The sequence below is a fragment of the Rhizobium indigoferae genome (assembly GCF_034554815.1).
Taxonomy (GTDB): domain Bacteria; phylum Pseudomonadota; class Alphaproteobacteria; order Rhizobiales; family Rhizobiaceae; genus Rhizobium; species Rhizobium leguminosarum.
Window position 1 is genome coordinate 4,240,763 of the sequence record NZ_CP140635.1, and the last position, 19,083, is coordinate 4,259,845.

General features: G+C 61.3%; 19 protein-coding genes. 7 read left to right on the plus strand and 12 right to left on the minus strand.

Features of this window, described 5'->3' with window-relative positions; genetic code table 11:
• Positions 1-137 precede the first annotated feature (137 nt).
• From U5G49_RS20930 to U5G49_RS20945, 4 genes are all read left to right on the plus strand, one after another.
• Positions 138-935: a transporter substrate-binding domain-containing protein gene (locus U5G49_RS20930; protein WP_018243985.1), complete on the plus strand. Its 798-nt coding sequence runs from the start codon at positions 138-140 to the stop codon at positions 933-935.
• A 16-nt stretch (positions 936-951) separates the two neighbouring features.
• On the plus strand, positions 952-1,764 hold the full coding sequence (locus tag U5G49_RS20935) for an amino acid ABC transporter permease (RefSeq protein WP_018243986.1): 813 nt from the start codon (positions 952-954) through the stop codon (positions 1,762-1,764).
• 283 nt (positions 1,765-2,047) lie between these two features.
• A complete protein-coding gene (leuC, locus tag U5G49_RS20940; RefSeq protein ID WP_018243987.1) occupies positions 2,048-3,457 on the plus strand; it encodes a 3-isopropylmalate dehydratase large subunit in 1,410 nt (469 codons plus the stop codon).
• A 326-nt stretch (positions 3,458-3,783) separates the two neighbouring features.
• On the plus strand, positions 3,784-4,131 hold the full coding sequence (locus U5G49_RS20945) for a hypothetical protein (protein ID WP_026230958.1): 348 nt from the start codon (positions 3,784-3,786) through the stop codon (positions 4,129-4,131).
• A gap of 81 nt (positions 4,132-4,212) precedes the next feature.
• On the opposite strand, the gene U5G49_RS20950 is transcribed toward U5G49_RS20945, so the two are convergent.
• Together U5G49_RS20950 and U5G49_RS20955 are read right to left on the minus strand one after the other, a co-directional pair.
• Entirely contained in the window at positions 4,213-5,043 is an 831-nt protein-coding gene (locus U5G49_RS20950) for an aldo/keto reductase (protein ID WP_047620269.1), read from the minus strand.
• 131 nt (positions 5,044-5,174) lie between these two features.
• Positions 5,175-5,696, minus strand: a complete 522-nt coding sequence (locus U5G49_RS20955) for a L,D-transpeptidase family protein (RefSeq protein WP_193444589.1) — start codon at positions 5,694-5,696, stop codon at positions 5,175-5,177.
• Between the two features lie 167 nt (positions 5,697-5,863).
• On the opposite strand from U5G49_RS20955, the gene U5G49_RS20960 reads away from it, so the two are divergent.
• Positions 5,864-6,547, plus strand: a complete 684-nt coding sequence (locus tag U5G49_RS20960; protein WP_018243991.1) for a response regulator transcription factor — start codon at positions 5,864-5,866, stop codon at positions 6,545-6,547.
• A 139-nt stretch (positions 6,548-6,686) separates the two neighbouring features.
• Positions 6,687-7,142 (plus strand): cyclic nucleotide-binding domain-containing protein, encoded by a 456-nt coding sequence (locus U5G49_RS20965; RefSeq protein WP_003543679.1) that lies wholly within the window; start codon positions 6,687-6,689, stop codon positions 7,140-7,142.
• Between the two features lie 33 nt (positions 7,143-7,175).
• On the opposite strand, the gene U5G49_RS20970 is transcribed toward U5G49_RS20965, so the two are convergent.
• From U5G49_RS20970 to tesB, 6 genes are all read right to left on the minus strand, one after another.
• The gene (locus tag U5G49_RS20970; protein WP_193444588.1) at positions 7,176-7,979 is read right to left on the minus strand and encodes an exodeoxyribonuclease III; all 804 of its coding nucleotides are present in this window, start codon (positions 7,977-7,979) and stop codon (positions 7,176-7,178) included.
• Positions 7,980-8,127: 148 nt separating this feature from the next.
• Positions 8,128-8,796 (minus strand): outer membrane lipoprotein carrier protein LolA, encoded by a 669-nt coding sequence (locus U5G49_RS20975; RefSeq protein WP_183619485.1) that lies wholly within the window; start codon positions 8,794-8,796, stop codon positions 8,128-8,130.
• A 139-nt stretch (positions 8,797-8,935) separates the two neighbouring features.
• Positions 8,936-11,632: an FtsK/SpoIIIE family DNA translocase gene (locus U5G49_RS20980; RefSeq protein ID WP_193444587.1), complete on the minus strand. Its 2,697-nt coding sequence runs from the start codon at positions 11,630-11,632 to the stop codon at positions 8,936-8,938.
• Positions 11,633-11,883: 251 nt separating this feature from the next.
• Complete coding sequence (locus U5G49_RS20985) at positions 11,884-13,314, minus strand: ammonium transporter (RefSeq protein WP_112905492.1); 1,431 nt, start codon at positions 13,312-13,314, stop codon at positions 11,884-11,886.
• 27 nt (positions 13,315-13,341) lie between these two features.
• Complete coding sequence (locus U5G49_RS20990; protein ID WP_003543684.1) at positions 13,342-13,692, minus strand: P-II family nitrogen regulator; 351 nt, start codon at positions 13,690-13,692, stop codon at positions 13,342-13,344.
• Between the two features lie 210 nt (positions 13,693-13,902).
• Complete coding sequence (gene tesB, locus U5G49_RS20995) at positions 13,903-14,787, minus strand: acyl-CoA thioesterase II (RefSeq protein WP_028733566.1); 885 nt, start codon at positions 14,785-14,787, stop codon at positions 13,903-13,905.
• Between the two features lie 83 nt (positions 14,788-14,870).
• Here tesB and U5G49_RS21000 point away from each other — a divergent pair, with 83 nt between their 5' ends.
• Entirely contained in the window at positions 14,871-16,085 is a 1,215-nt protein-coding gene (locus U5G49_RS21000; protein WP_018448274.1) for a ubiquinone biosynthesis hydroxylase, read from the plus strand.
• Positions 16,086-16,117: 32 nt separating this feature from the next.
• Here U5G49_RS21000 and U5G49_RS21005 read toward each other — a convergent pair whose 3' ends face one another.
• From U5G49_RS21005 to U5G49_RS21020, 4 genes are all read right to left on the minus strand, one after another.
• A complete protein-coding gene (locus tag U5G49_RS21005) occupies positions 16,118-16,306 on the minus strand; it encodes a Trm112 family protein (protein WP_017966162.1) in 189 nt (62 codons plus the stop codon).
• 9 nt (positions 16,307-16,315) lie between these two features.
• Positions 16,316-17,002: an LON peptidase substrate-binding domain-containing protein gene (locus tag U5G49_RS21010; RefSeq protein WP_018243998.1), complete on the minus strand. Its 687-nt coding sequence runs from the start codon at positions 17,000-17,002 to the stop codon at positions 16,316-16,318.
• 274 nt (positions 17,003-17,276) lie between these two features.
• Positions 17,277-18,251: a thioredoxin gene (gene trxA / locus U5G49_RS21015; protein WP_028733567.1), complete on the minus strand. Its 975-nt coding sequence runs from the start codon at positions 18,249-18,251 to the stop codon at positions 17,277-17,279.
• A gap of 160 nt (positions 18,252-18,411) precedes the next feature.
• Positions 18,412-18,921, minus strand: coding sequence for a prolyl-tRNA synthetase associated domain-containing protein (locus U5G49_RS21020; protein WP_047620264.1), 510 nt, complete (start codon positions 18,919-18,921; stop codon positions 18,412-18,414).
• Positions 18,922-19,083 lie beyond the last annotated feature (162 nt).

Here is a 19,083-nt window from a genome sequence, read left to right on the forward strand (position 1 = left end):
CTACGCAAAATTCTTTGCTTGGAAAGGCGGCCTTCGGGTCGCCTTTTCTAATTTTTGTTTCGGCACGCAGCCGGCGGCCTTGCCTCGGGCCCATCTTCCGTGACAGTTTTTGCCGTTCAATTTAGGGGAACCGTTCAATGTTGTTTCGCCGTACCGTTCTTGCGAGCTTCGCCGCCCTTGCTCTTCTGCCCCTGGCCGCATCGGCCGCCGAACTGCCGGATCTTGGCGGCAAGAGCGTCGTCGTCGTCACCGAGAATGCCTATCCGCCGCTGCAGTTCGTCGATCCGAAATCCGGCAAGGCGATCGGCTGGGAATATGATGCGATGAACGAGATCGCCAAGCGGCTGAACGTCAAGGTCGAATACCAGAACACCAGCTGGGACGCGATGATCCAGGCGGTTTCCGATGGCCAGTACAACATCGGCATGACCGGCATCACCATCAAGGAAGACCGCAAACAGAAGGTGGATTTCTCCGACCCCTACATGCGCTCGCAGCAGTTCATGCTGGTGCGCGGCGACGAGAAGCGCTTCACTGACGCCAAGTCCTTCGGCGAATTCAAGGACGGTCTGGTGGGCGCGCAGCCCGGCACCACGCCCTTCTACACCGCGGTCTACGAAGTGCTTGATGGCAACGAGCAGAACCCGCGCATCAAACTCTTCGAAACCTTCGGCGCCACCGTCCAGGCCCTGAAGGCCGGCGACGTCGACGTTGTGCTGACCGACGGCACAGCCGGCAAGGGCTATGTCGATGCCTCGAACGGCGCCCTGAAGCTGATAGGCGAACCGCTCGGCACCGAGGATTTCGGCTTCATCTTCCCGAAAGGGTCCGATCTTGTCGCCCCGGTCAATGCCGCCATCACCGCACTCAAGGCCGACGGTACGCTGGATGCGCTGAACAAGAAGTGGTTCCTCGACTACAAGATGGGCGAATGACGCCGAGCTGCAGCTGATGGCCTTGCGACCATCTCCCGACAGATACGTCAAGGATGACTATCCCTGGTGGCTGGTCGCGCTTGTCGCGATCGGCCTCGTCCTTGCCGCCGTCATCGTCACCAACGATATCTATGCCCAGGTCTTCCGCACCGTCGTCAACGGTGTCGGCATCACCGTCTTCGTCACGCTGGTCGCCTTCGTGCTCGCAACCGTGCTCGGCCTCGGCATCTGCCTGCTCGGCATGGCCGACAGCCAGGTATTGCGTCAGATTGCACGATTCTACATCGAGATCATCCGCGGCATCCCGATTCTCGTACTGTTGTTCTACGTCGCCTTCGTCGGCGCGCCGGCCCTGGTCGCAGCCTATAATTTCCTGATTTCGCCGCTGGTGACATCAGGTGTGACCGAGCCCATTCTGGTGCGCGACCTCTCGCTGATGTGGCGAGCGATCATCGCCCTGACGGTCGGCTATTCCTCCTTCATCGCCGAAATCTTCCGGGCCGGTTTCCAGTCGGTCGATCTCGGCCAGATCGAGGCGGCCAAGGCCCTCGGCCTCTCGCGCTACCGGCGCTTCCGCTCGGTCGTCTTCCCGCAGGCGATCCGGGTGATCTTCCCACCCCTCTCCAACGATTTCGTCTCGATGGTGAAGGACAGCTCGCTCGTCTCCGTGCTCGGCGTCGCCGACATCACCCAGATGGGCAAGGTCTATGCCGCCGGCTCCTTCCGCTTTTTCGAAACCTATTCGATCGTCACCTATATCTATCTGATCCTGACGATCGGCCTGTCGCTGGCTCTGCGGCGGACGGAGAAATGGATGAAGTCGCGGTGATTGCGCCAATGGCCGCACCACCGAGGGGTCTCAGAGGGCCGCCTGATGATTCAAATTGAAGCCGCCGCGAAAAATCGCTATATGCAGGGCCATGGAATCCAAGTTCAGATGCATTGGTGCGCATATTTTCGTGCTGCAGGACCATTATCGCCTGCCGGCGCGGTTTTTTGCGTGCGTGTCCGGTGCGCTCAACAGCCGACTTCGTTGATCGAATGACGGCCGGCGGAGCCTGATCTGCCATTTCTCGATTTTCCAAAAGTTTTAGAAAAACGGACTTAACGCCATGAGCGCACCGCGTACCCTCTACGACAAGATCTGGGACGATCATCTGGTCGATGAACAGGCAGACGGCACCTGTCTTCTCTACATCGACCGCCATCTGGTCCACGAAGTCACCTCGCCGCAGGCTTTCGAAGGCCTGCGCATGACCGGCCGCAAGGTTCGCGCGCCGGAAAAGACGCTCGCCGTCGTCGACCACAACGTCCCGACCTCGCCCGACCGCCATCTCGGCATCAAGAACGAGGAAAGCCGCATCCAGGTGGAAGCGCTGGCGACCAACGCCGCCGAATTCGGCGTCGAATATTATTCGGCAAGCGATAAGCGCCAGGGCATCGTCCACATTGTCGGCCCGGAACAGGGCTTCACCCTGCCCGGCATGACCATCGTCTGCGGCGACAGCCATACCTCGACGCATGGCGCCTTCGGCGCCCTGGCGCACGGCATCGGCACCTCAGAGGTCGAGCATGTGCTGGCGACCCAGACGCTGATCCAGAAGAAGGCAAAGAACATGCTCGTGCGGGTCGACGGCGTGCTTCCGCCGCACGTCACCGCCAAGGACATCATCCTTGCCATCATCGGCGAGATCGGCACGGCCGGCGGCACCGGCCACGTCATCGAATTTGCCGGCGAAGCGATCCGCGCGCTGTCGATGGAAGGCCGCATGACCATCTGCAACATGACGATCGAAGGCGGCGCCCGCGCCGGCCTGATCGCCCCGGACGAAAAGACCTTCGAATACATCAAGGGCAAGCCGCGCGCACCGAAGGGCGAGGCGCTGGAACAGGCAATCGCCTACTGGAAGACGCTGCAGACCGACGAGGGCGCTCATTATGACCGCGTCGTCGTGCTCGATGCCGCCAGCCTGCCGCCGATCGTTTCCTGGGGCTCTTCGCCCGAGGATGTCATCTCCGTCCAGGGCATCGTTCCGAACCCCGACGACATCCAGGACGAAACCAAGCGCACCTCCAAGTGGCGCGCGCTCGATTATATGGGCCTGAAGCCGGGCACGAAGATGACCGACATCACGCTCGACCGCGTCTTCATCGGCTCCTGCACCAACGGCCGCATCGAGGATCTGCGGGAAGTCGCCAAGGTCGTCGAAGGCAAGACGGTTGCCCCAACCGTCGACGCGATGATCGTGCCGGGCTCCGGCCTCGTCAAGGAACAGGCCGAAGCCGAGGGCCTCGACAAGATCTTCAAGGCCGCCGGTTTCGACTGGCGCGAGCCGGGATGCTCCATGTGTCTTGCCATGAACGACGACCGCCTGAAGCCGGGCGAACGCTGCGCTTCGACCTCGAACCGCAACTTCGAAGGTCGTCAGGGCTTCAAGGGCCGCACGCACCTCGTCTCGCCGGCAATGGCAGCCGCAGCCGCGATCGCCGGGCACTTCGTCGATATCCGCGAGTGGAACTGATCTGATCCGGCCAACAGATGAGATTGACAGCCGCCCGATACGCATCGGGCGGCTTTGCATTTTATGGCGTCTGTCGCTTCGACACCCACATGCTGCGATCCGCACAGCTCCGCGCCTTCTCCCACGCGCAAGAGCTCTGCAGCCCTCTGAATTGCTGTGCTAAAGCGCGTGGCGGGCGAGCCCGTTTGTGCATGGCCCGCCTTCCCAATTTCATCCTTTCGGGCAATCGACATCGATAAATTCCTGTGGCCTCATCGATAATCAGGCGCGACACGCGACAGATACCGTTCAGGCTTCGGCGAACACCGCGCCATCGGGGAAGCGCCATGAGGCAGAAATTAGTAGTGAGTTTACTGCGAGCCAGCCTGATCATGTTTGCACCGCTGGCATCGATCGACGCCGTCGGCGCCGCGCCGATGCATCCAGCCATACCGACAGTCACGGTCGCCTCGGACCAACTGCTGCAGGTCGCGCAGAAGAAGATACCTTCACTTAACGGATATCGCGGCTACAGCAGTGGCCGGCCCGGCTATATCAAGAGCGCCAATGGTTATTGGTATCCCTCACGCGCCTTCGACGATTATACCGGCTCAATTGGAAGACCGCAGAGCCTGGGCAATAGCTGCAGTTACGGCTTCGCGCCGACCAACGGATCGTCCAATTGCAATTATTGACTGAAGGCTGCATGCCTCCGTCAAGCGCGGCCGCCCGGGTGATCTCTCCTCCGGGGCGACCGCTGATGCCCTCGATAGTGCTCAGAAGGCGGCCGTCATCGGATCCGGTCCCATGCGGGCGCTGGCGCTGTCGAGCTTGGCGATTGCGGCCATGTCGTCGGCATCGAGCTTGAAGTCGAACACCTGGAAGTTCTCCTCGATGCGCGACGGCGTCACCGATTTCGGGATGACGACAAGGCCGGTGTCGATGTGCCAGCGAATGATCACCTGAGCCGGCGTCTTCTGATGCTTTTTGGCGATCTCGCCTATATCAGCGTTCGAGATGAACTTGCCCTGGCCGAGCGGGCTCCAGGATTCGGTGGCGATACCAAGCTTCTGATGAGCCTCCTGCGCCGCCTTCTGCTGGAAATCGGGATGCAGCTCGATCTGGTTGATGACGGGAACGACGCCAGTTTCGCCGATGATACGCTCGAGATGTTCAGGATAGAAATTCGACACGCCGATCGAGCGGGCGCGACCCTCTTCCCGGATGCGCACGAAAGCCTTCCAGGTCTCGGTATAAAGGCCGCGATGCGGCGACGGCCAGTGAATGAGATAGAGGTCGACATATTCGGAACCGAGCTTCTTCAGGCTGCCGTCGAAGGCGCGCAGCGTATTGTCATAGCCCTGATCGGTATTCCTGAGCTTGGTGGTGACGAAGATGTCCTTGCGGTCGAGGCCGGAAGAACGGATGCCTTCGCCGACGCCCTCTTCGTTGTCGTAACCGGAAGCCGTATCGATGTGACGATAGCCGGCGGCGATCGCAGTGCGCACGGTGGGAGCGGCAATATCCTGCGGCGTCTGCCAGACGCCGAGGCCGACTTGTGGAATGGAATGTCCGTCATGGAAAGTGATGATAGGTTGAGCGGTCACAATATATCTCCGGGAGTTTGAAGAATTGGACGAGGCATGAATTGCGCCCGCGCTTGCGGACGTCCCTGAACGCATTTCAGCCGGAGCGTTCGGTCACCGGAAGCATATAGGCGACCGCATCCGGAAGACAATCAGACGACGCGGACAATCGTTCCCTTTCGAAGGTGGGGCAGCAGGCGGCGCATGTCACGCAGGCTTACCGCCACGCAGCCCGCCGTCGGCTCGTAGCCTGGCCGGATGAGATGGAAGAAGATCGCCGAGCCGCGATTGCGCGCACGCGAGGAAATGTTCCAGTCCATTACCAGGCAGATATCGTAGAGCCTGTCGCTGCGCCGCATCTCCTCATGACTTGCCCGGAACGGCGCCCTGACGAGGCGGTTGTAGCTGGCATTGCCAGACTGATCGCACCAGAGCATGTCAGGACGGATGCGGCGGATGGAAAGCGGGGTGACGAGCCGGCCGTTCCGCTCGCCGCGCCGGAAGCCTGATATCAGCCTCATCGAGGCGATTGGCGTAGCGCCGTCACCCTCGCGTTTCATCACCGTGCGGCCGGAGCGGCCGATCGCAGCGGGCGCGGTGATGGCGCCGAGCCGGACGATCGCCCGGCTCTTGCGCCCCGGCGCAGGACGCACCACGATCGTCGACGCCGTCATACTCGGCCTCTGCCTTGCTTTTTCCATTTTTCTCGCATGTCGTGCCTTGTCTGGGGCTTCGATTGAAATCATATCGAAACTGGCCCGGCAACAGCCCGTTGCCCGATCCTTGCCAAACCAGGAATTTGGCGTAGGACTAGGGGACTTAACATGAGGACGCAAACGGCATGACCGCACGCACCATTCTTCTGGTGGATGACGACGATGACCTTCGACAGACGCTGACGGAGCAATTGTCGCTGTATGAGGAATTCACGGTTCTGCAGGAAGCCAACGCCGGCAAAGGTGTCGCGACCGCCCGCTCGACGCCGGTCGACCTGCTGATCATGGATGTCGGCCTGCCCGATATGGACGGCCGCGAGGCGGTGAAGCTGCTGCGCAAGGGCGGCTTCAAGGCGCCGATCATCATGCTGACCGGCCACGATACCGATTCGGACACGATCCTCGGTCTCGAAGCCGGCGCCAACGACTATGTCACCAAACCTTTCCGCTTCGCCGTTCTGCTCGCGCGCATCCGCGTGCAGCTGCGCCAGCATGAGCAGAGCGAGGACGCGACCTTCACCGTCGGCCCCTATCTCTTCAAGCCGAGCCAGAAGCTCCTGACCACCGATAATGGCCAGAAGATCCGGCTGACGGAAAAGGAAGCGGCGATCATCCGCTATCTCTACCGCGCCGAACAGAAGGTCGTCACCCGCGACGTGCTGCTCGAAGAGGTCTGGGGCTATAATTCCGGCGTGACGACGCATACGCTGGAAACCCACGTCTACCGCCTGCGCCAGAAGATCGAGCGCGATCCCTCCAATGCCGAAATCCTCGTTACGGAAAACGGCGGCTATAAGATCATACCCTAGAGCATTTCCGTTTTTCTCCGAATCACGGAAATGCTTTATCTCTTTGTTTTCACGCAATTCCCGGCAAAAGCGTTTCACGCTTTGCCTGGCAAAACCGCTAGGCACTTTTGCTGGAATTGCTCTAAGGCGAAAAGCCCGCATGGCGCTGACCGACGACATCCACATGCTCGCGCAGCTTCCTCTGTTCAAGGACATGAACGAGGATCAACTGCGGTTGATTGCCTTCGGCGCCGACCGGCGCATGATCGCTGCCGGCCAGATGCTGTTTCGCCAGGGCTCACCCGCCGAGAGCGCCTATGTCATCCTCAGCGGCAGCCTGGAGCTGAGCGCGACGAGCAGCGACGGCATGCAGAGGACAGAGGGGATCGCCGGTCCCGGAACCCTGGTTTCCGAGCTGGCGCTGGTGACGCTGGTGGAGCGCAAGTTCACCGCGGTAGCGCGCGAGGACACCAGCATCATCCGCATCACCCGCGCCCTCTTCCACCGGCTGATCGAAGAATATCCGGACGCAGCCCGGCTGATCGAGAACCGGATCCGCGACAATCTCGCGGAGCTTGCGGCAAAGGCCGCAAGCCAGTTCTACCGCTTCAGCTGATCCTGATAGAGGCCGCGCCTCCGAGAGGATGCGCTACAAATCGAAATGCGCCGTCACCGGCACGTGATCGGAAGGACGATCCCAGCCGCGCGCCTCCTTCAGGATCTCGATCCGCTTCAGATGCGGCCCGAGATCCGATGACGACCAGATATGGTCGAGACGGCGGCCGCGATCGGCGGCCTCCCAGTCCTTGGCGCGGTAGCTCCACCAGGTGTAGAGCTTCTCGTTTTCAGGCACATGCTGACGCATCAGATCGAGCCAGTCGCCGCGCTTCATCACCTCGAGCAGCCCTTCGGTTTCGACAGGCGTATGGCTGACGATCTTCAGAAGCTGCTTGTGCGACCAGACATCATGCTCCAGCGGCGCGATGTTGAGGTCGCCGACGAGGATGGCTGAGGTGTTGGCCTCGCCATTGGCTTTCAGCAGCTTCATCTCCTCGATGAAATCGAGCTTGTGGCCGAATTTCGGATTGATCGTGCGATCCGGTTCGTCGCCGCCGGCCGGGACGTAGAAATTATGCAGCCGGACGCGACGATTGCCGCGCTCGAAGATCGCCGAGATGTGGCGGGCGTCGCCGACGCCGCAATAATCCTGCCGGTGATCCTCGGTCAGCGGAATGCGCGAGGCGATCGCCACGCCGTGATAGCCCTTCTGGCCATGGATGATGATGTGATTGTAGCCCATCGCCCGCAGCGGTGCCGCCGGAAACAGCTCGTTCGTCACCTTGGTTTCCTGCAGGCAGAGGATATCGGGCCTGTGCTTGAGAACGAGCTGCTCGACGATCGGCATGCGCAGCCGCACCGAGTTGATGTTCCAGGTGGTGATCGAAAAGCCCATGCCCATACCCTCTCGCGTCCAATGTCAGCGTGCCGGCCGAGCTGCAGTGGCTCGACGCGACGCGCTTTCATGAAAGGGCTTTAAAACAAAGGCGGACGCGAGGGAACCGGCCGCGTGTGAAAGCGGCCGGCGATCAACCGAAAAGGTTTCAATCGCGCGACTGAGGCGTGCCCGGAATGGTTTCATAGGGCACGCGGAAGACGCGATCGTCGAACTGCACGCCGGTTTTGACGTTGAAGATCATCACCGAGGTGTCCTTGCCCTGATTGTCGGTGATCGTCCACTGACGCAGGTCGTAGGTCTTCGGATCGAACATCATGGTGATGGTCGAGTTTCCGAACACCGTATTGTTGCCGAGCGCGATCGTCGTCAGATCAGACTCTTCCTTCACGCCCTTCACCATGCCGGCCGAAAGGTCGATATGCTGCGCCAGGAGCAGGCTGAGCGGGGTCTTGGAGAGCGGATAGAGATCCCAGGTTTTAAGCTTCGTATTGCCGATCGCGACATTCTTGCCGTCAGCGATCACCCGCATCGGCGACGGATCGTCATAGTTGAAACGCAGCTTGCCGGGACGCTGGATGAAGAACTTGCCGCCGGTCTGTTCGCCGCGCGGGCCGAACTGCACGAATTCACCCTGCATCGTCTTGACGCCGGAGAAATGATCGGCGATCGCCTGCGCCGTGCCGGAGGCGGGAGCTGCCGCCTGCGCGTAAGCGCCGAGGGGAATGGCGCTCGCCATTGCAGCAACGGCGAAGGCGCCGAGAAGGTCGCGGCGCGTTACCGTCAGGCCGGAGAGGAAGGTATCGGAGTGACTCATCTAAATCTCCTTTATGCCATCTGCATGCTGCCGAAAGGCGGCGTCTTCAAGGCGTTGCGATCGGCCTGCGAGAGGTAACGGCTTCGATGCTATCAGGTTTCCGCAAAAGCGGCTGCATCGGAAATATATGCCTGTTCTGTCAGCGGTCGAGGATGTCGCCTTCTGTGGGAACGAGAATCTCGCGCTTGCCGGCGTGGTTGGCCGGCCCGATGATGCCCTCCTTCTCCATGCGCTCGACGAGCGAGGCGGCGCGGTTGTAGCCGATGCCGAGCCGGCGCTGGACGTAGGAGGTCGACGCCTTGCCGTCGCGCAGCACGATGGCGACCGCCTGGTCGTAGGGATCTTCCGATTCGGAGAGATTGGACGTGCCGGCCGGACCACCGCCACCGCCGCCATAATCGCCGTCCTCGTCGTCATCGGCGGTGATCGCGTCGAGATATTGCGGCGAGCCCTGGGTCTTCAGATAGGACACGATCTCTTCCACCTCGACATCCGAAACGAACGGGCCGTGCACGCGCTGGATACGCCCGCCGCCCGCCATGTAGAGCATGTCGCCCATGCCGAGCAGCTGTTCGGCGCCCTGTTCGCCAAGGATGGTGCGGCTGTCGATCTTCGACGTCACCTGGAAGGAGATGCGGGTCGGGAAGTTTGCCTTGATCGTGCCGGTGATGACGTCGACCGACGGACGCTGTGTCGCCATGATCACGTGGATGCCGGCAGCGCGCGCCATCTGCGCCAGACGCTGGACGGCGCCTTCGATATCCTTGCCGGCGACCATCATCAGGTCGGCCATCTCGTCGATGATCACGACGATATAGGGCATCGGCCTGAGATCGAATTCTTCGGTCTCATACATCGCCTCGCCGGTATGGCGGTCGAAGCCGGTCTGCACCGTGCGCGAGATCGCCTCGCCCTTCGACAGCGCCTGCTCGACGCGGGTGTTGAAGCCATCGATGTTGCGCACGCCGATCTTCGACATCTTCTTGTAGCGCTCTTCCATCTCGCGAACGGTCCATTTGAGCGCGACGACGGCCTTTTTCGGATCGGTGACGACAGGCGAAAGCAAATGCGGGATACCGTCATAGACGGAGAGTTCGAGCATCTTCGGGTCGATCATGATCAGCCGGCACTGTTCCGGCGTCATGCGGTAGAGCAGCGACAGGATCATCGTATTGATGGCGACAGACTTGCCGGAGCCGGTGGTGCCGGCCACCAGCAGGTGTGGCATCTTGGCGAGATCGGCGATGACGGCTTCGCCGCCGATCGTCTTGCCGAGCGCCATGGCGAGCTTCGCCTTGCTGCCTTCGAAATCCCTGGAGGCGATGAGTTCACGCAGATAGACGGTCTCGCGCGTCTGGTTCGGCAATTCGATGCCGATCGCGTTGCGGCCGGGCACGACGGCAACACGGGCGGCAATGGCGCTCATCGAGCGGGCGATATCGTCGGCAAGGCCGATGACGCGCGACGACTTGATGCCGGGCGCCGGCTCCAGTTCGTAGAGCGTGACGACGGGGCCTGGACGGACGTGGATGATCTCGCCCTTGACGCCGAAATCTTCGAGCACGCCTTCGAGCATGCGCGCATTCTGTTCCAGCGCATCGGCCGAAAGCGTGGAGTCGCGCACGACATTCTTCGGTTCGGCGAGCAGATGCATCGACGGAAGCTGGAAACCCTCGGGACGGATGAACGAGCCCTGCGCTTCCCGTTCGATGCGGGCGCTGGGCTTCGGACGTGCGACCACCGGGACGACGCGCGGTTCCGGCTTGCCGGCCGCCTTTGCCGGCGCGCGGATCATCCAGTCGTCGTCATCGTCGTCGGGCAGGATATCGGCCGGGCGCGGCGGCATGTCGCTATCAAAGGGCAGGTCGTCGTCATTGTCGTCGTCGTCGTCATCGATCGACAGCGACGGCGCGGATACGATGCGCCGCGGCGAAGCCGTCCTTGACCCCATCGATGGTTCCATCGACGGCTCCATGCGCTCGCCGCGGACGGTCGGCGCCTTGGCGCGAACGGGTTCGTTCAGCGTGCCGAACTCGTCATCGTTGAAATCATAAGGAGATTCGTAATCGCCCTGACGGCGCTTGCGCGGTCCCATGCCGAAGAGCCGGCGCAGCCGGCCCTGGCTCATGTACCACGCATGCGTCACGGCCCCGCTGAAAGCGACCCAGCGGGACTCGTCCTCCTCCTCGTCCTCGTCTCCGACGACGCGAGCCTTGCTACGCGTATCGACGTAATCTTCCTCGATCTCCTCGTCGGCGTCGCTGCGGCCGACGAGGCCTGAGGCAAAGAGCATCATCCAGGCGGTCGGCGCGGCAAAGATGCAGCCGACGATCATGGCAAAGGTGCCTGTCGGATAAGCGCCGACGAAGAGTGCCGGAAAACGCAGGATCATGTCGCCGACGACGCCGCCGATGCCGTTCGGAATCGGCCAGGTGAGCGGCGGCGGAAAACAGCCGATGACGGCAGAAGACAGCACTGAACCGGCAAACCAGGCGCCGATGCGGGCAGGAATACGGCTGAAGCGGCGGCCCGAGATCAGCGTCAGCGCCCAGGCGACGATCGGCAGCATCGAAACAACGCTGGCAAGGCCGAGGAATTGCATGACGATATCGGCAAAGGCGGCACCGCTGTAACCGAGAATATTGGTCGGCAGATTGGCGGTCGCATAGGAATAGCTCGGATCCGCAACATTCCAAGTCGCCAGCGCCGCGACGCAGAACGCCAGCAGCAGAAAGATCGCAAAGCCGATGAGCGCCTGGATCTGCCGCAGCATGAATGCCGAGAAGGAGAACCGATCCGGACGGCCATCCATTGCCGGCGACGTGCTTCTTGCCATGTGTCTAACCCGTCCAATGCCTGAGGACACGCGAATCGCTAAAGCTTCGCCGTGCCAAAATGCGTCCGCTCTACCTAATCAGAGCCGGGTTAAAGCGATGTTAACCATGCATGCTAGGACGTGCATTCCGAACCGGGAAAAGAAAAAAGGCCCGAACCTTGGAAGGTCCGGGCCAAATGCGGTCTATGGTTAGATAGGCCGCGACGGGCCGTGCAGCGGCGCCCTTCTGCCGGGCGCCGCAAACCCTGTGATCAAGAAGAGTGGTAGGCGGCTTCGCCGTGGGTCGAAAGGTCGAGACCTTCGCGTTCGGCTTCAACGGTTACACGCAGGCCGATGACGACGTCGACGATCTTGTAGAGGATCGCCGAGCCGATGCCCGACCACAGCAGCGTTGTCAGCACGCCCTTGGCCTGGGCCCAGACCTGGGTTGCCGTGCCGGCATAAGAGGCTGCGAAGTCGGCCGTGGAATAATCGACGATGCCTGCACCGCCGAGCGCCGGGTTGACGAGGATACCGGTGCCGAGAGCGCCGATGATGCCGCCGACGCAATGGACGCCGAAGACATCGAGGCTGTCGTCGTAGTTGAACTTGTTCTTCACGACGTCAACGAAGAAGTAGCAGACCGGCGAGACGATGAGGCCGAGAACGATCGCGCCCATCGGGCCGGCAAAGCCTGCCGCCGGGGTGATGGCAACGAGACCGGCGACGGCGCCGGAAGCACCACCCAGCATGGAAGCCTTGCCGCGGGTGAGGGTTTCGACGATGCACCAGGACACAGCGGCGGCAGCCGTTGCGACGAAGGTGTTGATAAAGGCAAGCGAGGCATAGGCATTGGCTTCGAGGTTGGAGCCGGCGTTGAAGCCGAACCAGCCGACCCAGAGCAGCGAGGCGCCGACCATGGTCAGCGTCATCGAGTGCGGAGCCATGATTTCCTTCTTATAGCCCGTGCGCTTGCCGAGCATGATGGCGCCGACGAGGCCCGCAATACCGGCATTGATATGAACGACTGTGCCGCCGGCGAAGTCGATTGCGCCATAGGAGAAGATCAGGCCGGCCGGCGAAGTGTAGGAGCTCGGACCACCCCAGAACCAGACCATGTGTGCCATCGGGAAGTAGATGAAGGTAACCCATAGCACGACGAAGAGCATGACGGCCGAGAACTTGACGCGTTCGGCGAATGCGCCGACGATCAGGCCGGGCGTGATGCAGGCGAAGGTCATCTGGAACACGATGAAGGTGTATTCCGGAATGGCGACGCCCTTCGAGAAGGTCTCGGCGAGCGACGACGTGTTAACGCCGGCCAGGAACGCCTTGGAGAAGCCGCCGACGAAGCTGTTCAGCGAGCCGCCGTCGGTGAAGGCGAGCGAATAGCCATAGGTCACCCAGATCAGCGCCACGACGGCCGTGATCATGAAGACCTGCATCAGCACCGAGAGCATGTTCTTGGCGCGGACGAGACCGCCGTAGAAAAGCGCAAGGCCGGGGATGGTCATCAGAAGGACGAGCGCCGAGGAGACGAGCATCCAGGTATTGTCACCCTTGTCCATGGTGAAAGCAGGAGCAGCAGCGGCGGTGGCCGCAGCTGGTGCAGCCTCCTGCGCGAAAGCGACGGCCGGCGCCAGAAGGGCGGCCGAAGCTGCGCAAAGCCGCGCAAAGGTGGAAGAAAACTTCGAAATTGACATTGGATAAAGCTCCTTGATCTGCCGTTCTTACAGCGCTTCTGAGTCGGTTTCGCCCGTACGGATGCGCACGGCATGGTCGATCGAATAGACGAAGATCTTGCCGTCACCGATCTGGCCGGTCTTGGCCGATGCCGCGATGGCCTCGACCGCCCTGTCGACGAGTTCCGATGCAACCGCGATTTCGATCTTGAGCTTCGGCAGGAAGCTGACTGCATATTCGGTGCCGCGATAGATTTCGGTGTGCCCCTTCTGGCGCCCGTAGCCCTTCACCTCGGTTACGGTCAGCCCCTGAATACCGATCGCCGTAAGGGCTTCGCGGACCTCATCGAGCTTGAACGGCTTGATAATGGCCATCACAATTTTCATCTGGTTTCCCATCCTTCGTTATCCTCGGCGCGGAGCCGACTCTCCTTGCCGCTGACGTTCCTGAACAGCGACCGGCGATACACATTCAAGGGGCGTGCCAGATTCGAGGCAGATCGTAAGTTATTGAAAAGTAAAGGTTATAATAAAGAGTGCCAATAAACAGGCAAATGATCGGCCAATAAGCGCACAAATAACGCGCAAATTTATAAAATTGCACAATTTTTATTCATTTGCCTTTTTCCGAATCAGGCCTTCCTGCGCGACCGATGCGATTAGGCGACCCGATCGCGTAAACAGGCTACCCCGGGTTAATCCTCTGGCACCTGAAGCCGACGGACTGTCCTGCGTATAAAGCAGCCAGTCGTCGAGCTTGCAGGGTCGGTGGAACCACATGGAGTGATCGAGGCTCGCCACCTGCAGGCTCTGGTCGAAGATGGACGTTCCGTGCGCATAGAGCGACGTATCGAGCAGCGTCATGTCCGAAAGATAGGCAAGCACAGCCGCCTGATAGAGCCGGTCGTCGGGAACCGGGCCGGTGGCGCGCACCCAGACGTCCTGTTTGGGATCGAGCTTCCTGTCGGAAAAATAATGGGTCAGCGAGACGGGACGGATCTCGATCGGCCGCTCACGTTGCCAGTATTTTCGGATCGCCTCCGGCGCATGCGCGAGATACTGTTCCTTGATCTGCTGCTCGCCGAGCAGCGCCTCCGGCATCTCGACCTCGGGCATCGCAGTCTGGTGCTCGAAGCCCGGCTCCTCCACCTGGAAGGAGGCCGACAGCGCGAAGATTGCCTTGCCGTGCTGGATGGCGACGACACGCCGCGTATTGAAGCTCGATCCGTCGCGAATGCGCTCCGCCTGATAGATGATCGGCACCGAGGGATCGCCGGGACGCATGAAATAAGCATGCAGCGAATGGACGAAACGTTCGCCCTCGATGGTGCGCTGTGCCGCCATCAGCGCCTGGCCGATCACCTGGCCGCCGAAGACCCGCTGCCAGCCGACCTTGGGACTGCGGCCGCGGAAGATATCGACCTCGATCGGCTCGAGGTCGAGCGTCGAAAGCAGCGTCTCCATCGCCGAAGGCCCGGTCGTCTCGCCTGTCATTTCTATGTCTCCCAGCGGTAGGAAGTGAAGTTGCGATGATCTATATAGATCACATCTGAGGCATAAGGTACGGGAGCGGCGCGATGCTGGACATGCTGGTTGTGGGCGGGGGTTATGTCGGCCTTTCCGCCGCTGTCGCGGTCAAACAGGCGGCACCCCATCTGAATGTCGCCGTCGTCGAGGCCGCCCCCGAACATGTCTGGAAAAACGATACGCGCGCTTCCGCCATCATCGCGGCGGCGGCGAAGATGCTCGAGGTCTTCGGCATCTGGAACGAGATCGAACCGGAAGCCCAGCCGATCACCAAAATGATCGTCACCGACTCCAAGACCTCCGATCCGGTGCGTCCGGTTTTTCTGACCTTCGACGGCGAAGTGACTGAAGGCCGGCCCTTCGCCCACATGATCCCGAATGTTGCCATGGTCGCAGCACTGCGCGGCGCCTGCGAACGGCTCGGCATCGACATCCGCCACGGGCTCGGCGCCACGGAGCTGAAGACCCACGACACCCATGTCACCGTCACGCTTTCGGACGGCAGCGCGCTGGAAACCCGGCTGCTGGTTGCCTGCGACGGCGTGCGCTCGAAACTGCGCGATCTGGCCGGCATCAGGACCGTCACCTGGGACTACGGCCAGTCCGGCATCGTTGCAACAGTCGAACACGAGCGGCCGCATGACGGATGCGCCGAGGAACATTTCCTGCCGGCCGGCCCCTTCGCCATCCTGCCGCTCAAGAACAACCGCTCCTCGCTCGTCTGGACGGAGCGGACGCCGGATGCCAACCGGCTGGTTGCCGCCGACGACCTGATCTTCGAGGAAGAGCTCGAACGCCGCTTCGGCCACAAGCTTGGGAGCCTGAAAGTCATCGGCGACAAGCGCGCCTTCCCGCTTGGCCTGACGCTGGCGCGCTCCTTCGTCGCGCCGCGTTTCGCGCTGGCCGGCGACGCCGCCCACGGCATTCACCCGATTTCCGGTCAGGGCCTCAATCTCGGCTTCAAGGATGTGGCGGCACTTGCCGAAACCATCGTGGACGCCGATCGCCTCGGCCTCGATATCGGCTCGATCAATATCCTCGAGCGCTACCAGACCTGGCGGCGCTTCGACACTTTCCGCATGGGGGTGACGACCGACGTGCTGAACCGGCTCTTCTCCAACGATGCGACGCCGGTCCGCATCGCCCGCGACGTCGGCCTCGGCATCGTCGACCGGCTGCCGCGCCTCAAATCCTTCTTCATCGGCCAGGCGGCCGGAACGACGGCAAAGGACAATCCGCGCCTGCTTGCCGGAGAGACGATTTAATCTTTGTTTTTACGCAATTCCCTGGAATTGCTTTAGTCGTCGAGGCGGCGGGCCTCGGACACCAGCATGATCGGAATGCCGTCGCGGATCGGATAGGCAAGTCGTGCCTTTTCCGAGACAAGCTCATTCTGCTCGCGATCATAGGAAAGCCGGCCCTTGGAAAGCGGGCAGACCAGGAGATCGAGCAGCTTTGGATCGACGCGGCTGAGTTTTTCATCCATGGCTGAAGTCTACTGCAGAACCGTGTCGGAGTCACCGAAGACGCGCGCCAGCACGATTTCAGTAATGGCGATCAGCGTCTCGGCCCGCGTCTTCAGGTCCGGCGCCTCCAGCAGCGCTTGCTTTTCTGCCGGCCCGAAGGGCGACATCATCGCCAGCGAATTGACGAGCGTCAGATTGCTCGCCCGCTCGACGCTCTCCCAGTCGGCCTCGAGCTTGTTGGCATCGAGATAGGCCTTGAAGGCGGTCAGAAGTGCTGCCCGGTCGACCGCCTCCTCCTCGTTCGCAGCCGAGAGGTCGGCGATGAACGGGGCGATACGGAAGATGCGGAAGGGATCGCTGGTCGTTTTCTCCTCCAGCAGCCGGAAGCGGCAGACGCCGGTCAGCGATACGATATAGCGCCCGTCGCCGGTCTCCGCGAAGGAGGTGATCCGACCGAGGCAGCCGACAGCGGCAAGGTTGGGCTCGCCGCCCTTGTCCTCATGTTCGCCAAGCGCCGGCTGCACCATGCCGATCAGCCGGTTTCCGGTCAGTGCTGCATCCAGCATCGCCAGATAGCGCGGCTCGAAAATGTTGAGGGGAAGCTGCCCGGCCGGCAGCAGGAGGGCGCCGGTCAGGGGGAAGACAGCGATCGCATCAGGCAGATCGCCCGGCTTCAGGTATCTGGCATTCCCGACTTGCATGAAACCGTCCCGCATTCTTGTAACGGGCATGCCCGTTCTGACGAGAATGTGGTGCCCTCGTCCGAAAACGCAAGGGCAGATGCTCGAAACTTAACGCATACCCTGAAAATCAGGATCGATGTTCGAGCAGGATTATACGTGGATTGAATGCGATAGCGCGCGGTTAGCGCGTCCTGTTGGACGCGCGGAGCCGGGAGCAATTCCGGGAAAAGTGCGAAGCGGTTTTCCCGGAATTGCGTGAAAACAAAAGGCTAGAGCGGTGCTGCGCTTCCAGGAAAGCTGGATCGCTTTACGAGAACAGCATGGCTGAAAGCTTGCGGCGCGCTGCAACCGTCGCCGGATCCTTGAAGCCCCAGACTTCAAAGAATTGAAGCAATTGGCGGCGGGCGCCATCATCGTCGAAGGCACGGTCCTTGCGCATGATCAGAAGCAGATGGTCGGCCGCTTCGTCGCGCCGGCCTTCGACATTGCGAATCTTGGCGAGCTTCAGACGCGACTCGTGGTCATCGGGATTGGCAGCCAGCTCGCGCTCAAGCGCAACGGGATCGCCGAGCTTGCGGGCCTCTTCGATCTGCTCGAGCTTCATCAGCACGGCCTGGATGCCGGCGTCTTTCGCCAGCTCTTCCGGCAATTCCGTCAGGATTTCGCGCGCCCGTTGATGCTGGTTTGCGGCGATCATGCATTCGGCCATTCCGGCAAGCGCCTTGGCATTCTCGGGGTCGGCCTGCATGACGGCGCCATAGAGCTGAGCAGCCTCGTTGATATTCCCGGCAGCAAACAGTTCCGCCGCTTCCGCAAGCACGGCTTCGATTTCCGCCGCCTCGTCGGCGCCGGCCGGACCGGCGATCCGGTCGATGAACTGCAGGATCTGGCTTTCCGGCACCGCGCCCATGAAGCCGTCGGCGGGGCGGCCGTTGACGAACGCGATGACAGCAGGGATCGACTGGATGCCGAGCTGGCCGGCGATCGAGGGATGATCGTCGATGTTCATCTTGACCAGCCGGACGCGGCCCTTGGCTTCGTTGACCACTTTCTCCAAGACCGGCGTCAGCTGTTTGCACGGACCGCACCAGGGTGCCCAGAAATCGACCAGCACCGGCTGCTTGCGCGATTCCTCGATCACATCCTTGCCGAAATTCGCGGTCGTTGTATCCGTGATGTAGCTGCCGGCCGCAGCCGCGGGTTCCGGTGCCCCGCCGAAGCTTGTCGTCGCCGTCATCTGATTTCCGAAGGAACCGCTATAGGGGTTGTCGCTGCCGCTCATAGGTATCTCCCGCCGCGCCGATCCTTCCGGCGTCTTTGCTAAAGCATCTCGCGCAAAACTGTGGTGCGGTTTTGCGATAAAGACATGCGCAAAACCAAAGACTAAAGCGCGGCAAGCGAATCTAAAAGATCGCCACGCGCTTTAGCGCTAAAATCGTATGTCAGGACGTCACTTTCAAGACAAGTGGCTTATGTCCCGTCGCTTCCATGAAACGGATGAGGTCACTGCTCGCAATTGAGGTCGTCGCATCATTGGATAGCGGATGGCAGTTGACGATCTCCTCGCGCATCAGCTCGGCATCGAGCACGAAGGTGACATTCTCCGCAGTATCGTTGATCGCGCCGAACGCCGTGACCGAACCCGGAGCCACGCCGAGATACTCCATCAGCTTCTCCGGTCTGCCGAAAGAGACCCGGCCGGACCCGCCGATGGCATTATGCACCTGCTTGAGGTCGACGGCAGCATTTTCCTCCACCGTCAGCAGAAAATACTTGTCCTTCTTGTCCTTGACGAAGAGATTCTTGGTGTGCCCGCCGGGGATCTCGTCGCGCAGGGCCACCGATTCGGCGACAGTGAAGACCGGCGCATGGTCCACGGTGTTATGGGCGATGCCGAGCCCGTCGAGAAAGGCAAACAATTCTTCTCTGGTCTTGGGGGCATTTTCGGACATGGGGCAATCCATTGGACGGGAAGGGAAAAAAGCGAGGCGTCCTGATTAAGTCCGTCCACATCGTTTGGCAATCTTTGCGACCGACGCTTTGCCCCGCATTTGCGGCCTTTCCGCCCGAGCTCTGCGAACACCAGAATTTTTCTTCGCCTCACCGTCATTTCC

Bases quoted from the DNA above. Each gene is read 5' to 3' on its own strand.
- U5G49_RS20930 (WP_018243985.1), top strand. From the start codon at position 138: ATGTTGTTTCGCCGTACCGTTCTTGCGAGCTTCGCCGCCCTTGCTCTT.
- U5G49_RS20935 (WP_018243986.1), top strand. From the start codon at position 952: ATGGCCTTGCGACCATCTCCCGACAGATACGTCAAGGATGACTATCCC.
- leuC (WP_018243987.1), top strand. From the start codon at position 2,048: ATGAGCGCACCGCGTACCCTCTACGACAAGATCTGGGACGATCATCTG.
- U5G49_RS20945 (WP_026230958.1), top strand. From the start codon at position 3,784: ATGAGGCAGAAATTAGTAGTGAGTTTACTGCGAGCCAGCCTGATCATG.
- U5G49_RS20955 (WP_193444589.1), bottom strand. From the start codon at position 5,696: ATGACGGCGTCGACGATCGTGGTGCGTCCTGCGCCGGGGCGCAAGAGC.
- U5G49_RS20960 (WP_018243991.1), top strand. From the start codon at position 5,864: ATGACCGCACGCACCATTCTTCTGGTGGATGACGACGATGACCTTCGA.
- U5G49_RS20965 (WP_003543679.1), top strand. From the start codon at position 6,687: ATGGCGCTGACCGACGACATCCACATGCTCGCGCAGCTTCCTCTGTTC.
- U5G49_RS20970 (WP_193444588.1), bottom strand. From the start codon at position 7,979: ATGGGCTTTTCGATCACCACCTGGAACATCAACTCGGTGCGGCTGCGC.
- U5G49_RS20975 (WP_183619485.1), bottom strand. From the start codon at position 8,796: ATGAGTCACTCCGATACCTTCCTCTCCGGCCTGACGGTAACGCGCCGC.
- U5G49_RS20980 (WP_193444587.1), bottom strand. From the start codon at position 11,632: ATGGCAAGAAGCACGTCGCCGGCAATGGATGGCCGTCCGGATCGGTTC.
- U5G49_RS20985 (WP_112905492.1), bottom strand. From the start codon at position 13,314: ATGTCAATTTCGAAGTTTTCTTCCACCTTTGCGCGGCTTTGCGCAGCT.
- U5G49_RS20990 (WP_003543684.1), bottom strand. From the start codon at position 13,692: ATGGGAAACCAGATGAAAATTGTGATGGCCATTATCAAGCCGTTCAAG.
- tesB (WP_028733566.1), bottom strand. From the start codon at position 14,787: ATGACAGGCGAGACGACCGGGCCTTCGGCGATGGAGACGCTGCTTTCG.
- U5G49_RS21000 (WP_018448274.1), top strand. From the start codon at position 14,871: ATGCTGGACATGCTGGTTGTGGGCGGGGGTTATGTCGGCCTTTCCGCC.
- U5G49_RS21005 (WP_017966162.1), bottom strand. From the start codon at position 16,306: ATGGATGAAAAACTCAGCCGCGTCGATCCAAAGCTGCTCGATCTCCTG.
- U5G49_RS21010 (WP_018243998.1), bottom strand. From the start codon at position 17,002: ATGCGGGACGGTTTCATGCAAGTCGGGAATGCCAGATACCTGAAGCCG.
- trxA (WP_028733567.1), bottom strand. From the start codon at position 18,251: ATGAGCGGCAGCGACAACCCCTATAGCGGTTCCTTCGGAAATCAGATG.
- U5G49_RS21020 (WP_047620264.1), bottom strand. From the start codon at position 18,921: ATGTCCGAAAATGCCCCCAAGACCAGAGAAGAATTGTTTGCCTTTCTC.